The organism is Streptomyces sp. TLI_185, assembly GCF_003814765.1.
In the GTDB taxonomy this organism is placed as follows: Bacteria; Actinomycetota; Actinomycetes; order Streptomycetales; family Streptomycetaceae; genus Streptomyces.
Map to the genome: position 1 here is coordinate 381,954 of NZ_RKRB01000001.1, position 13,091 is coordinate 395,044.

Consider the following 13,091-nt stretch of genomic DNA (forward strand, 5'->3'; position numbering starts at 1 on the left):
GGCGGCAACTGGTGGGTGACCGGGGCCGGATCAGGGCCCGCTGTGCCAGAAGGACATACCGTTGTCAGATCAGAACCGTTCTCATCGTCGCCGTCCGGCGACCCGCCGCGTGATCGCCGCCGCCGTGGTCCTCGCCGCCGCGGGCGCCGCCGTACCACTGGTCGCCCTGGCCGCACGCACGCCGGAGGCCGCCACACCGGCCACGGCCGCCGACGCGGCGGCCGGCAGCGGCCGTTACTTCGGCACGGCAGTGCCCGCGAGCAAGCTCCGCGACTCGGCCTACACCAGCATTCTCGACCGGGAATTCAAGATGATCACCCCGGAGAACGAGATGAAGTGGGACGCCATCGAGCCCTCCCGCGGGTCGTTCAACTTCGCCGCCGCCGACTCGATCGTCAGTCACGCCTCCGCGCACGGCCAGCGCCTGCGCGGCCACACCCTGGTCTGGCACTCCCAACTGCCGGGCTGGGTCAAGTCCATCACCGACGCGAGGACCCTGCGCACGGTGATGAAGAACCACATCACCACCGAGATGAATCACTTCAAGGGCAAGATCTACGCCTGGGACGTGGTCAACGAGGCCTTCGCCGACGGCGGCAGCGGCCGGCACCGCAGCTCCGTGTTCCAGGACGTACTGGGCAACGACTTCATCGAGGAGGCCTTCCGCACCGCCCGGACCGCCGACCCCTCCGCCAAGCTCTGCTACAACGACTACAACATCGAGAACTGGTCGGACGCCAAGACCCAGGGTGTCTACAAGATGGTCAAGGACTTCAAGTCCCGCGGTGTGCCCATCGACTGCGTCGGCTTCCAGAGCCACTTCGGCGCGAGCGGCCCGCCGGCCAGCTTCCAGACCACCCTGTCCAACTTCGCCGCGCTTGGCGTGGACGTGCAGATCACCGAGCTCGACATCGCCCAGGCGTCCGCCACCGCGTACACCAACGCCGTCAAGGCGTGCATGAACGTCGCTCGGTGCACGGGCATCACGGTGTGGGGCATCCGCGACAGCGACTCCTGGCGCACCGGTGAGAACGCGCTGCTGTTCGACGCGGGCGGCAACAAGAAGCCCGCCTACAGCGCCGTGCTCACCGCCCTGGGCAGCACCGGCAGCGGCGGCACGCAGGCCGGGGGCATCACCTCCGGCACCGTCTACACGCTCTCCAACGCGGCCGCCGGACGCGTTCTCGACGTGCCCGCGGGACGGAACGCCAACGGCACCCCGCTCCAGGTGTGGGACGCCAGCGGCGCCTCCAACCAGCAGTGGCGGGCGAGCCGGAACAGCGACGGCACCTACACCCTGACCAACATCGCCAGCGGCCGGGTACTGGACGAGCCGTTGAACCGGACGGCCAACGGGACGAAGTTGACGGTCTGGGACGCCAACGGCGGCGCCCACCAGCACTGGAAGGCCCACCGCAACAGCGACGGCACCTACACGCTGACCAACGTCGCCAGCGGCCGGGCGCTGGAGGTCCCCGGCGGCCGGACCGCCAACGGCACTGCCGTCCAGATCTGGGACTCCAAGGGCGGCGCCAACCAGCGCTGGAACTTCCAGCCGGCCGCGGCGCCGAAGAGCGACACCTGTGCTCTTCCGTCGACGTACCGGTGGACCTCGACGGGCCCGCTGGCGGAGCCGGCGAACGGGTCGGTCGCGCTGAAGGACTTCACCACCGTGACGTACAACGGCAAGCACCTGGTCTACGCGACCACCTCCACCGGATCGGCGTGGGGCGCGATGACCTTCCGTCCGTTCACGAACTGGTCGGACATGGCGACGGCCACCCAGACCAAGATCAGCGGGTCCGCGGTGGCGCCCAAACTGTTCTACTTCGCGCCCAAGAAGATCTGGGTGCTGGTCTCGAACGGGTGGGGTACCCCCTGGCCCTTCAGCTACCGCACGTCCAGCGACCCCACCGACCCCAATGGCTGGTCCGCGCCGAAGGAGCTGTTCACCGGCAGCCTCCCCGTGGGCGCCCCGATAGACCCGACCGTGATCGCCGACGGCCAGAACATGTACCTGTTCTTCGCCGATGACAATGGCAAGATCTACAAGTCGACCATGCCGCTCGGGAACTTCCCGGGCAGCTTCGGCTCCTCGTACACCACGGTCATGAGCGACACGAAGGCGAAGCTGTTCGAGGCGCCGGAGGTCTACAAGGTCCAGGGCCAGAACCAGTACCTCATGATCGTCGAGGCGATGGGTGCGAACGGGCGCTACTTCCGCTCGTTCACGGCCTCCAGCCTGAACGGCCCGTGGGCCGAGCAGGCCGGCAGCGAGAGCAGCCCCTTCGCGGGCAAGGCCAACAGCGGTGCCACCTGGACCAACGACATCAGCCACGGTGACCTGGTCCGCAACAACCCCGACCAGACCATGACCATCGACCCCTGCAACCTGCAGTTCCTCTACCAGGGCAGGAACCCCTCATCGGACGGCATCGATTACGCGAAGCTGCCGTACCGGCCGGGTGTCCTTACCCTGAAGCGCTGACCCTCAGCCCGACGAAGATGCCGAAAGGCGCCCCATCGAAGAGATGGGGCGCCTTTCGGCATCTTCACCTACTTGAGTGCTGCAGCGCTACTTGAGCGCTGTACCACCCGAGTTGTGATGGGCGATCGTCTTGTTGATCAGGTTTCCGCCGTCGGACTCGACCGTGGTCTGTTCCTGCTGCCCCGGACCGAAGAACAGGCCGGCGACATGGGCGTTCGCCACCTGGTCCATGTGTCCGAAGAACCAGTCCACCTTGTCGTCCTTGTAGTGGTTGAGGGTGTTGTTCTGCGCCATGTTGCCCAGGGGGATCTGCCACAGGACCACCGGCTTGCCCACGGACTCGGCCATCGTCTTGTAGAACTTCAGCGTGTCAGCGGCCGTCTGGTCGGTCCAGAAGGTGTTACGGCCGCCGTGGGCCGGCTGTGCGTACCAGCCCGCGTCGCGGTCCGACACGTCGGAGACCAGGATGTCGGCGTCCTGCGCCCCGAGGCTCGCGTAGTCCTTGACGCATTTCTGGGTGTCGTTCTGCCAGTCCCAGGAAGAAACGGTAGTCGTTCAGGTACCGGGTGAGCAGGTCGACCCGGTTGATGGCCTTGACCTCACCCGGACCGTCGCCCTCGCCCGCCGCATCGCCGAGATGGGTGCCCTAAGGCACGGGAGTAGGCTTCCGGCCCGCGAGGCCGCGCCGCCACGCCGCACCGTCGGAAGTCCACGGTTGTGCGGCAGGGCACATTGGAGCGCCGTTGCTGGCCTTATGCAGGGCACATGGGCCGAGCGCCCTTGCTGGCCGCCACGGGGCGACCGACCTGGCCGGGGCAACTTCGTAGCTGGCGTCACAGCGCGCACTTTCCGTCCAGGATGCCCCCACACAACGGGTGACCAACCCGGTCACCGCCCGACAGCCGGGTGCAATACCGGCTCGGCTCCGGGCGCCCCGCGCCGACGCCTTCCCCACTGCCAGGACTCCAGGAGCCGCGGTATCCCGGCGCTTGTCTCTCAACCTGTTGGCCGTCGGTTCGTGCCGGGGTCCCCCGCCGTCGTTCGGACACGGTGCCGACCAGACTTCCCGGCTCAACATGGGGAGTTCATCCCGTCGGGGCGGTCAGTAGTAGATGGGACCGAGCTCACCACCGCTGGCGATGATCGGGTCGCCGTTGAGCGCGACGCTGCGCGGGCCGGCCAGAAACGCGATCACTGCGGCGACCTCGTCCGGCGTGACGATCCGGCCGATTGAGATCGCCGCGCTGAACTCGCGTTCGACCTCCTCCACAGTCAGCCCGCGGGACTCGGCGTTGACCGCCAACGCCGTGGCCATGGTGTCGCTGCTGGTGGGGCCGGGGTGTACGGGAGCACGCCAGACGGCAGGTCGAGCGGCTCGACACGGGCCGGACGAAGCTCACCGTCGCCACGTTCACCAGCGGTGGCCGGCTGCTGCTGCCCGCTGCCTTCGCCCGGCTGACCGCCGCGCACCCGGACACCGAACTCCATGTCGTGGAGGCTGAGCTGGAGGGTCCGCGAACTCAAGCACGGCCTGGGCCTGACCACTTCGAGGGCCGGTCCTGGCCTGGCTGGCACCACCACGTCACCCTCGTGACCGCCGCCCACGCTTTCCTCACCGAACAACGCCTGGCCCCAAGGCGCCCGAACCGGTCTCACTCTCGACCAAGTCCTCGACGCACTGCAGGACATCCTGAGGTGTTGGACCGGCACCTGCACCGCCTGTCATCAGCCCCTGCCCAGCCGGACACACAGCGCATCAAGATCGAGACAGAACCAACGGAGTCCTGTGAAAAGTTAGGCTGCATTCGCTGATGTCTCACATCAATGAGAGCGAGGCGGAGGCCGCCGTGAAGCTGTCGAACCTGGACCTGAACCTCCTCGTGTCGCTCGACGTGTTGCTGGAGGAGCGTTCGGTGACGCGCGCCGCCGCTCGCCTCGGCTTGTCCCAGCCCGCACTCTCGGGCGCGCTCGCCCGGTTGCGGCGGCACTTCGACGATCCGCTGCTCGTCCGGTCAGGCAACACGTCCGAGTTGAGCCCACTCGCCCAGGCCCTGCGGCTCCGCACGGCTCACGCGCTGAAGGAGGTCGAGCGCGTGTTCGCCAGTGAGGCCGTGTTCGATCCGGCGACATCCACGCGGACCTTCACCCTGCACGCCTCGGACTACGCCATGGCCGTGCTCGGTCCGCGGGTCGCGCAGGTGCTCGAGGACCGGGCTCCCGGTGTCATGCTGCGGTTCGAGAATCACCCGAACACCGTGACGGACAGCCCGACCGACTGGCTCCGCGGGATGGACGGCATGATCGTTCCACGCGGATACGTGTTCGACCTGCCATCGAGCGACTTGTTCACCGACGAATGGGTGTGCGTGGTCGATCAGGACAACGACGCCGTCGGCGCTGCCCTGACCATGACGGACGTCGCCGAGCTGCCCTGGGTACTCACCCACCACGGCCCGACCCGCTTCCTCTCCGCGGTGCGGCAACTGGAGCAACTGGGAATCGAGCCCAGGGTCCAGGCGGTCGTCGAGAGCTTCCTCGCCCTGCCGTTCTACATCGTCGGGACCCGTCGACTCGGACTCATTCAGCGTCACCTGGCCGACATGCTGGCTGCCCGTCACCGGCTCCGGGTGCTCGCATGTCCCTGGGACGTGGTGCCGGTGGTGCAGGCGCTCTGGTGGCATCCGCTGCAAACTCGCGAGCCGGGGCACGCGTGGCTGCGGTCGGTCCTCACCGAGACAAGCCGGCACCTCGACCGGCGGACGTGACGTTCCCGGCCGCCGTGGTGATCCCCGCGCGACATTCGTCTGCCTTATACAGGGCATCAGTATTTTCAGCTTCCCTGATGTGGTCGGCCGGGCAGACAGTAGTGGCGTCACAGTAAACGGAAGGACCGCTCATGGTTGCTCCTCTTGCTCTCGCCACGGTCGTAGACGCTCACGTGGAACGTCCCGCGCTGGCCGTTGATCTCCACTGGGATCCCGGCCGACGGGACCTCTCCTGTCTCGGGCCGACCGTGCACACGCCACGGCACGACTCCCCGCTCGTGGAGCAGCCGTGAACACCCCGCAGACGCCCGCCCCGGGCAGGGACCTCGCGATCGACGTGCACGCCCACTGCTTCATCGCTGAGGTTGAGGCGCTGGTCGCCGACGAGCCGGGGCTCGCCGAACTCCACGCGCTCGAGGCACGGCGCCACGGCGCGGAATCGATGACGGTTTCGGGGCAGATGGTCCGGGCGGCCATGCCCGCACTGACGACTGTGGAGCGGCGCCTTTCCGACATGGACGCGGCGGGCGTGGACGTGCAGGTCGTCTCGCCGTCCCCGTCGCACTACCACTACTGGGCGCACCCCGATCTTGCGACCGAGGTGTGCCGAGCGGCGAACCGCGGTGTGGCGGCCGTCGTCGCCCAGGCTCCCGACCGGCTGGCGGGGTTCGGACTGATCCCGCTGCAGCATCCCGAGCTGTGCGTCGCCGCTCTCGACGACGCTCTCGGTCTCGGTCTCAAGGGCGTCGAGATCTCCTCGTTCGCCCCCGGCGTCGAGCTGTCGGACGCACGGCTCGACCCGTTCTGGGCGCGGGCCGCCGAGACTGCCGCTGTGGTGTTCCTGCACCCTCTCGGCTGTTCGCTCGACGAGCGACTCGACCGGTTCTACCTGGCCAACACGGTCGGACAACCGGTCGAGAACGCCGTCGCCCTCTCGCACCTGATCTTCGCGGGGGTCCTGGACCGGCACCCGGACCTGCGGGTGATCGCCGCGCACGGCGGCGGATACCTGCCCACCTACCTCGGCCGCTCCGACCACGCCTGGCAGGTGCGCAGCGACGCCCGGCAGTGCGCCGAAGCACCCTCGGCGTACCTGCGCCGGATCTGGTTCGACTCGCTCGTCTACAGCCCGCAGGCGCTGCGCGCGCTGGTCGCCGCCGTCGGCGCCGACCGGGTCGTGCTCGGCTCCGACCATCCGTTCGACATGGGCGTGCCCGATCCGCTTGCCCGCCTCGACGCCGCCGGACTGGACCCGGCCGACCGCGCCGCGATCGCCGGCGGCACCGCACAGAAGCTGGGGCTGGTCCCCGGGAAGCAACCCTGATGCCGGACACGGTGGCTCCACGCCTGGTCACGCACGGGCGGCACGTCGATCTCGCCGTACCCGACCTGGCGGCCCAGCAGGCGTTCTCCACCGGCCAGTGAGCCTCACCCGCTCGACACGGCTCGGCCGTACCGCCTTGCTCCTTCCTTGGTTCACCATCCTCGGTAAGCGCCAGGCAGCAGACGTGGCTGACGACATCGCCGGTGACAAGCTCCAGGTCGTGCACAGCACCGAGCTCATGAACCGTGCATCCTGTGCTCGACCGCCTTCCGGAAGATCTGCTCCAGCAGCCGGCCCAGTCTCCGGACTCCGTCGGACGCCGCCGAGTCGGTCGTGCCGAGTATTCCAGGTGGGCAATTGGGTCTGGATCGGTGATGGGCGCGGGCACCGGGCGCAGCGGGACCTGCTGACGCCTGCCCTGGCGGGCACGATGGGAGGTGGAGAACTTCTCGTACTCGCGCAGGGCATGGCGCAGAACCGCACAGTCGCTGGTCAGGCATGGTCTTGCGGAGCCGTCGGCGGCCGGGAAGAGATCGGCCGCGCAGTTCGCTTCGGCACGGAGACGTCTTTGGGCCTCTGGCTCTCCAGCCCGCCCGGCGGCGGCACTCGACCGCTTCCCCTAGCGCCCACACCTCGCCCGGTGGCTGACAGCTGGCCACCTGTCGGGCGCACCGGGCCAGACGAGTGTCTCGACGACCTCGTACCGAACACGGCGAACCGAGCGTTGCCGGCACGGGAGTGATCGCCGGGCGGCTCCGCATCGAGTGACCGCACTTTTTTGATTCACGATCGATGATCCGCTTCGCTGCCGGCGCGGGCCTGGCCCACGATCGTCTACCGGCCGAACGGCTCGCGGAGGCTGCAGCTGGTGCGATTCGGAGAACGTGCCCCTGCGGTCTGGCGCCGATATGGGGGACATGGTGCTACAGGCGCTGTGCCACTGCCCCCACTGCTGACAGGAAAGTACCGATCTCATCGTACTGAGGCGTGCTCAGGAAACCGTCCGGGCCGCCTGCGGCGAACTCGGTTGTCGCCACCGCCTCGCATGAGAGGTGATCAAATGAGGAGAGAATGCCATGGATTTGGGGCTGAAGGACAAACGCGCGGTGGTCACCGGTGGCAGCCGGGGCATTGGCCTGGCAGTGGGCCGGGCTCTCGCCCAGGAAGGTGCCGATGTCGCACTTGTCGGCCGCAATGCGCAGGCGGCGGCCGAACAGGCCGCTGCGCTCGCCGCCGACACCGGGGCGCGCGTGATCGGGATCGGCGCGGACACCGGTGACGACGCCTCGGTAGCGACCATGGCCGCGGCCGCCATTGAGCAGTTGGGCGGCGTCGACATCCTGGTCAACAACGCGGCCATGACCAACCCCGGCGTGATCGCGGAGTCAGCGTTGGAAGCGGAGATCAACGTCAAGGTGCGGGGCTATCTGCGCTGTGCGAGGGCGTTCGCGCCCGGCATGGTCGAGCGCGGCTGGGGCCGGATCATCAACGTCGGCGGCGCTGCCGCGCGGCGCACCGGCTCGGTAACCGGCTCGATCCGCAATGTCGCCGTTGCCGCGCTGACCAAGAACCTCGCCGACGAACTGGGCCCACGTGGCGTGAACGTCACCGTCGTACACCCCGGCCCCACCCGCAGCGACACCATGGCCACGGCGTTGGCGGCCAACGCCGAGTCCCGCGGGCTGACTGTGGAGGAGGTCGAACGCGAGTTCAGCGCGGCGATCTCAATCGGCCGGATCGTCACGCCGGACGAGGTCGCCGCAGTGATCGCGTTTCTGGCCAGCCCGCGCAGCGTCGCGCTCAACGGCGACCCGATCATCGCCAGCGGTGGTGAGCTCGGTCCCATCTACTACTGACCGCCCCGACGGGATGAACTCCCCATGCTGAGCCGGGAAGTCTGGCCGGCACCGAGTCCGTACGACGGCGGGGAACCCCCATGACAACCGACCACGCGTCACCCGGCAGTTGTGAGAGGGCATTGATCTAGGTGTATTGCCCACGGAAAGTGCCCTTGACCTGCAACGATAGGACTTGCTGAGGGTCCTGTTGGCTGCAAGGAAAAGAGCACTTCCAGGTGAGAGAGCCTATCTCGTCGTACTCACGTGTCCGTGTCCAGGGAGACAGTCGGCTGGTGGTCTCGCCAGGCCGGTGCGGTCCTGCTGCTGGAGACGGTCCGCAAGACGGGCCTTGACCAGGCGATATCCGCAGCTCTGGCTCAGTGGCGCAAACCGCGGGCCGTCCACGATCCCGGCAAGGTCCTCCTGGACGTCGCCATGGCGGTCGCTGGGCGGGGACTGCCTCGCGGACGTCGCCATGCTGCGGTGTGAGCCGGCCGTCTTCGGCCCGGTCGCCTCCGACCCGACCGTCTCCCGCCTGATCGACGCCCTCGCCGCATCCGGCGAGAAAGCCCTGCAGGCCATCCGGTCCGCACGCGCCGAAGTCCGTCATCGTGCCTGGTCGTTGGCCGGCGAGAACGCCCAGGACGCCGGCGGTCAGGTCACCGTCGACCTCGACGGCGTCCTCGTGCTCGCCCACTCCGACAAGCAGGACGCGGCCGCGACCTGGAAGAAGACCTACGGCCATCACCCGCTGACGGCCTTCGTCGGCCACGGACCGGGCGGAACCGGAGAGCCCGTCGCCACCCTCCTCAGACCGGGAAACGCGGGCTCCAACACCGCCGCAGACCACATCACCACCGCCCAACTCGCCCTGGCCCAACTGCCCAAGCGCTACCGGCGAGGACGGCAGACGCTGACCGCCAGGACTCCGCCGGCGGCACCCACGACTTCGTGTCCTGGCTCGCGAAGCGGGGCCGATGGCTGTCCTACTCGGTCGGTATGACGGTCACCGAAGCGATCCACGAACATGTGCTGAAGGTCCCCGCCTCGGCCTGGACCCCGGCCGTCGAGGCCGAGGTGAGGCCCGGGACGGGGCCTGGGCCGCCGAGCTCACCGGCACGCTCCTGGACGGCTGGCTCAAGGGCATGCGGCTCATCGTCCGCAAGGAACGGCCCCATCCCGGCGCCCAGTTGAGGATCACGGACGCGGACAGCATGCGGATCACGTGCTTCGCGACCAACACCACCGGCCGGCCGATCGCCGAGCTCGAGCTGCGCCACCGGCTGCGGAACGGGCCGAGGACCGGATCCGGGCCGCCCGGGCCACCGGCCTGCGCAACCTGCCCCTGCACGACACCGCCCAGAACCGGGTCTGGATGGAGATCGTCCAGATCGCGCTCGACCTGCTGGCATGGATGCCCATGCTCGCACTGACCGGCCGGGCGAGGCTCTGGGAACCGCGTCGCTTGCGGTTCCGCCTGTTCTCCGCAGCCGGCCAGCTCGTCACCACCGGTCGGCGCAGGATTCTCCGCCTCGCCCGGCACTGGCCCTGGACCGGCGAGATCACCGCTGCCCTTGAACGGCTCGCGCTCCTGCCCGACCCCGGCTGACCAGCAACCCACCGTCCCTGCGACAGCATCACCCGCCCCGGGCAGTGGAACCCGGCGCCCACCCGACGCGACAGCCGAGCCACCGGCTGCCCGGCATCAGCTCCGGAAGGCAAAAGGGTCCAACGAGGGTCATTGTCTACCGCAAACAGCAATGAGGTTCCCACCAGGATCGGCGAAATCAAGGCGAGGTTGACCCAACCTCCTCCTACGCCCTCACCCGCCGCCACCGACGTCCGCCGACCGCACAATGAGTCGTGTGGTCCACGTTCCGATCGCCCGTCATCTGCTCCGCGCCAGGGATCTCGCGGACGCCCGCTACTGCGAGCCACTCACCGTCGCCGACATGGCTGCGGCCGCCGCGCTGTCCCCCGCCCACTTCAGCCGCCGCTTCAAAGCCGCGTTCGGCGAGTCGCCGCACCAGTATCTGCTGACCCGCCGCCTCGAACGGGCCGCCGCCCTGCTGCTTGCGACCGACTGGACGGTGGCCGCGATCGGTGTCGCCGTCGGCGCGCAGAGCATCGGATCGTTCACGACGAGTTTCCGCAGGATGTACGGGGTGACCCCGCAGGCCTATCGGGAGTCTCATCCGCCCGCGGCACGGCATGTGCGCATCCCCCGCTGTGTGGCCATGGCCTATGCGCGGCCGCAGCACCGCACGTTTCGAGAAGACACGCCATCGCCGACTGCCTAGCGTCGTTCCCAGGCAATCGACCAAGGAGCGGCCATGACCACGATCAAGATCGCCAATGCTCAGTTCTGGGTGCACGACCAGGACGAGGCGCTCGACTTCTACACCACCAAGCTCGGTTGGGAGGTCAGGGCGGACGTGACGATGGAGGCATGGAGCTTCCGCTGGTTGTGTGTCGCGCCGCCCGGTGCCGACGGCCCGGCGCTGGTGCTGATGCCCGTACCGGGGCAGCCGATGCTGGATGAGGCGAGCAGTGCCCAGCTTTCCGATCTGGTGGCCAAGGGTGCGGGCGGGACGCTGTTTCTGGAGACCGACGACTGCAAGGCCGCCTATGACGAGCTGTCCGCCCGAGGTGTCGAGTTCAACGACCCGCCGACAGTGCAGCCGTATGGAATCGACACGTCCTTCCGCGACCCCTCGGGCAACAACATCCGGCTCACACAAGTACTGGAATTCGACCCGGAACGCCACTGACCGCAACCCACAGCGAGGGCGGACTGGCCGCACACCACCTGTCGGCAGGGACATCAGGGACACGATCAGGGGTACTCCCCTGGTGGAGGTCCATGATGTTCGAGGCAGGCGACATTCGTGAGTGGCGGGGTCACGGCGTGGTCGACCCTCGCGGTCACAAGATCGGCACCCTGGAGGCCGTCTACGTCGACACCGCGACCGACCAGCCCTTCTTCGCGACGGTGGCCGTGGGTCTTCCCACCCGTCGGCGCCTGGTTTTCGTGCCGCTGTCCGGAGCGACCGTCGGGCCGGGCTATCTCAAGATCGCTCACCCCAAGGAGGTGGTGAAGAAGGCTCCCGCGATCGACACCGACGGCGAGTTGCCTGCCACGGACGAGCCGGAGATCTTCGCGCATTACGAACTCGACTACGCCCCGGGAGCAGGCGGTGAACGCCGTCTGGCCCGTCGCTGAGCCGCCGCCGCTGAGAAATCGACGAAGCCACTGGAGCACCGATGAGTCTCTTTCTGTTCCTCATCCTCGTGGCCCTCGTTCTGGGCATCATCGGAGTCGCCGCGCACGGCTTGTTCTACCTGCTGATCATCGGCGCCGTCGTGCTGCTCGCCGACCTCACCTACGGCGCCGTGCGCTTCCGCCGTGGCGGTAGAAAGCACCGCCTGGCGCGCTGACCGCGACATTCCCCGCGCGACATTCCCCGGCTGCGGCCGGCATTCTCTCGCCCTCGCTGCCGTGGCTCTGCCCGGTCAGATGTCGTCCAGGCGGCGGATGTCCTCCTCGTCCCACGTCCGGGTGGAGCGGGGGTGGGCGTAGGGCTCGGCCTCGGGCGGGTGGCCGTCGGCGATGGCCCGCTGCCGCACGGTCTCGGCGTCGAACTCCAGGCCCAGCAGGATGGCGAGGTTGCTGATCCACAACCAGACGAGGAAGACGATGACGCCGGCCATGGTGCCGTAGGTCTTGTTGTACGAGGCGAAGTTGGCGACGTAGAACGCAAACCCGGCGGAAGCGGCCAGCCAGATCGCCAAGGCCAGCAGGCTGCCTGGTGTGATCCACCGGAAGCCCTTGACCTTGGCGTTCGGGGTGGCCCAGTACAGGATCGCGATCATGACGGTGACCAGCAGCACCAGGACGGGCCACTTGGCGATCGACCACACCGTCAGCGCGGTGTCCCCGATCCCGAGCGCCTGCCCGGTCTGGTGGGCCAGCGCACCGGTGAAGACCACGATCAGCGCGCTCATCACCGCCAGCACCATGAGCACCACGGTCACACCGATCCGCATCGGCAGGATCGTCCACACCGGTCGGCCCTCCGGCATGTCGTAGACGGCATTCGCCGCACGAATGAAGGCGGCCACGTACCCGGACGCCGACCACACCGCCAGCACGATGCCGACCAGAGCCATGACCGAGCCGGTCCCGGCGTTGTTCTGCAGCTGTTCGACGGCCCGCGTGATGATGTCGCGTGCCGAGCCGGGAGCCAGCTGCCTGAGGTTGTTCAGCACCTTGTCGGTGGCCGACTTCCCGGTGATCCCCAGCAGGGAAACGAGCACCAGGAGGGCCGGGAACAAGGACAGCACGCCGTAGTAGGTCAGCGCCGCGGCCCGGTCTGCCAGCTCGTCGTCCTTGAACTCCTTCAAGCTGCCTTTGAGTACGGCGGCCCAGGCACCCTTCGGCAGCTTCGTCGGCGTGTCCGGAGCAGTCCGTTCGACCTCCCGGTCCGGTCCTGCCTCCTCCGGTGACGGCACCGGGTCCCGGGAAGCCGGGGCCTCGTCGGTGCCGTCCTGATGTTTCCGGCCTGGAAGATGCAGATTGGTCATACCCGCCGGGTATCCCCACGGCGCGCGCTCAAGCCGACGCCCAGCGGCTATACCGACCTCGTCTCGCCTGTGCGGCACAGCGCCTTCCAAAG

At 68.3% G+C, this 13,091-nt stretch carries 12 protein-coding genes and 2 pseudogenes; 11 read left to right on the forward strand and 3 right to left on the reverse strand.

Features of this window, described 5'->3' with window-relative positions:
* Positions 1-109: 109 nt before the first annotated feature.
* Positions 110-2,488, forward strand: a complete 2,379-nt coding sequence (locus EDD92_RS01730) for a non-reducing end alpha-L-arabinofuranosidase family hydrolase (protein ID WP_123970221.1) — start codon at positions 110-112, stop codon at positions 2,486-2,488.
* A gap of 87 nt (positions 2,489-2,575) precedes the next feature.
* On the opposite strand, the gene EDD92_RS01735 is transcribed toward EDD92_RS01730, so the two are convergent.
* The gene (locus tag EDD92_RS01735; RefSeq protein ID WP_260326279.1) at positions 2,576-2,941 is read right to left on the reverse strand and encodes a hypothetical protein; all 366 of its coding nucleotides are present in this window, start codon (positions 2,939-2,941) and stop codon (positions 2,576-2,578) included.
* Between the two features lie 649 nt (positions 2,942-3,590).
* On the reverse strand, positions 3,591-3,803 hold the full coding sequence (locus EDD92_RS01740) for an SDR family oxidoreductase (protein ID WP_221268068.1): 213 nt from the start codon (positions 3,801-3,803) through the stop codon (positions 3,591-3,593).
* A 177-nt stretch (positions 3,804-3,980) separates the two neighbouring features.
* On the opposite strand from EDD92_RS01740, the pseudogene EDD92_RS01750 reads away from it, so the two are divergent.
* From EDD92_RS01750 to EDD92_RS49710, 10 genes and pseudogenes are all read left to right on the forward strand, one after another.
* A pseudogene (locus tag EDD92_RS01750) lies at positions 3,981-4,168 on the forward strand (IS701 family transposase); the annotation flags it as partial.
* Between the two features lie 167 nt (positions 4,169-4,335).
* Positions 4,336-5,253, forward strand: coding sequence for a LysR family transcriptional regulator (locus EDD92_RS01755; protein ID WP_221268069.1), 918 nt, complete (start codon positions 4,336-4,338; stop codon positions 5,251-5,253).
* Positions 5,254-5,384: 131 nt separating this feature from the next.
* Positions 5,385-5,546, forward strand: coding sequence for a hypothetical protein (locus EDD92_RS49705; RefSeq protein ID WP_185123898.1), 162 nt, complete (start codon positions 5,385-5,387; stop codon positions 5,544-5,546).
* Positions 5,543-6,577, forward strand: a complete 1,035-nt coding sequence (locus tag EDD92_RS01760) for an amidohydrolase family protein (RefSeq protein WP_221268070.1) — start codon at positions 5,543-5,545, stop codon at positions 6,575-6,577. The genes EDD92_RS49705 and EDD92_RS01760 overlap by 4 nt, the downstream gene beginning before the upstream one ends.
* Positions 6,578-7,653: 1,076 nt before the next feature.
* Positions 7,654-8,433: an SDR family NAD(P)-dependent oxidoreductase gene (locus tag EDD92_RS01765; protein ID WP_123962532.1), complete on the forward strand. Its 780-nt coding sequence runs from the start codon at positions 7,654-7,656 to the stop codon at positions 8,431-8,433.
* A 218-nt stretch (positions 8,434-8,651) separates the two neighbouring features.
* A pseudogene (locus tag EDD92_RS01770) lies at positions 8,652-10,024 on the forward strand (IS1380 family transposase).
* Between the two features lie 247 nt (positions 10,025-10,271).
* A complete protein-coding gene (locus EDD92_RS01775) occupies positions 10,272-10,715 on the forward strand; it encodes a helix-turn-helix domain-containing protein (RefSeq protein ID WP_123962533.1) in 444 nt (147 codons plus the stop codon).
* A gap of 33 nt (positions 10,716-10,748) precedes the next feature.
* The gene (locus EDD92_RS01780) at positions 10,749-11,186 is read left to right on the forward strand and encodes a VOC family protein (RefSeq protein WP_123962534.1); all 438 of its coding nucleotides are present in this window, start codon (positions 10,749-10,751) and stop codon (positions 11,184-11,186) included.
* A gap of 95 nt (positions 11,187-11,281) precedes the next feature.
* Entirely contained in the window at positions 11,282-11,638 is a 357-nt protein-coding gene (locus EDD92_RS01785; protein ID WP_123970223.1) for a PRC-barrel domain-containing protein, read from the forward strand.
* A 41-nt stretch (positions 11,639-11,679) separates the two neighbouring features.
* The gene (locus EDD92_RS49710) at positions 11,680-11,853 is read left to right on the forward strand and encodes a hypothetical protein (RefSeq protein WP_185123899.1); all 174 of its coding nucleotides are present in this window, start codon (positions 11,680-11,682) and stop codon (positions 11,851-11,853) included.
* A gap of 75 nt (positions 11,854-11,928) precedes the next feature.
* Here EDD92_RS49710 and EDD92_RS01790 read toward each other — a convergent pair whose 3' ends face one another.
* Positions 11,929-12,999 (reverse strand): YihY/virulence factor BrkB family protein, encoded by a 1,071-nt coding sequence (locus tag EDD92_RS01790; RefSeq protein WP_123962535.1) that lies wholly within the window; start codon positions 12,997-12,999, stop codon positions 11,929-11,931.
* Positions 13,000-13,091 lie beyond the last annotated feature (92 nt).

Excerpts from the sequence above, each read along its gene's own strand:
- EDD92_RS01740 (WP_221268068.1), bottom strand. The coding sequence starts at position 3,803 with ATGGCCACGGCGTTGGCGGTCAACGCCGAGTCCCGCGGGCTGACTGTG.
- EDD92_RS49705 (WP_185123898.1), top strand. The coding sequence starts at position 5,385 with ATGGTTGCTCCTCTTGCTCTCGCCACGGTCGTAGACGCTCACGTGGAA.
- EDD92_RS01765 (WP_123962532.1), top strand. The coding sequence starts at position 7,654 with ATGGATTTGGGGCTGAAGGACAAACGCGCGGTGGTCACCGGTGGCAGC.
- EDD92_RS01775 (WP_123962533.1), top strand. The coding sequence starts at position 10,272 with ATGAGTCGTGTGGTCCACGTTCCGATCGCCCGTCATCTGCTCCGCGCC.
- EDD92_RS01780 (WP_123962534.1), top strand. The coding sequence starts at position 10,749 with ATGACCACGATCAAGATCGCCAATGCTCAGTTCTGGGTGCACGACCAG.
- EDD92_RS01785 (WP_123970223.1), top strand. The coding sequence starts at position 11,282 with ATGTTCGAGGCAGGCGACATTCGTGAGTGGCGGGGTCACGGCGTGGTC.
- EDD92_RS49710 (WP_185123899.1), top strand. The coding sequence starts at position 11,680 with ATGAGTCTCTTTCTGTTCCTCATCCTCGTGGCCCTCGTTCTGGGCATC.
- EDD92_RS01790 (WP_123962535.1), bottom strand. The coding sequence starts at position 12,999 with ATGACCAATCTGCATCTTCCAGGCCGGAAACATCAGGACGGCACCGAC.